Source organism: Priestia sp. SIMBA_032, assembly GCF_046535215.1.
Taxonomy (GTDB): domain Bacteria; phylum Bacillota; class Bacilli; order Bacillales; family Bacillaceae_H; genus Priestia; species Priestia aryabhattai.
Genome location: NZ_JAWRXD010000782.1, coordinates 1 through 267, shown reverse-complemented (window position 1 = coordinate 267; position 267 = coordinate 1). Strand labels below are relative to the sequence as shown.

Here is a 267-nt window from a genome sequence, read left to right as displayed (position 1 = left end):
CGGCGACTACAGCGCTAACGATCTATCTTTACGAGAAGCCATCAGCTTAGCCAACGACGGCGATACCATTACGTTTAATTCCAATCTGGCCAACCAAGATACTGGCTTCGGCTTAGGGACGATCGGCTTAACACTCGGCCAGTTAAATATCGATAAATCCATCACCCTCGACGGTCTCGGTGCCAACCAACTGACCGTTAGTGGCAACAGTAACTCTCGTGTCTTCTTAGTTGACGATGGGAACGACAGCACGGCGATCGACGTAAC

At 50.6% G+C, this 267-nt stretch carries 1 protein-coding gene; it reads left to right on the top strand.

Features of this window, described 5'->3' with window-relative positions; all coding sequences use genetic code 11:
* A partial coding sequence (locus tag SB717_RS36450; protein ID WP_410907912.1) for a hypothetical protein occupies window positions 1-267 on the top strand: 267 nt, incomplete at both ends.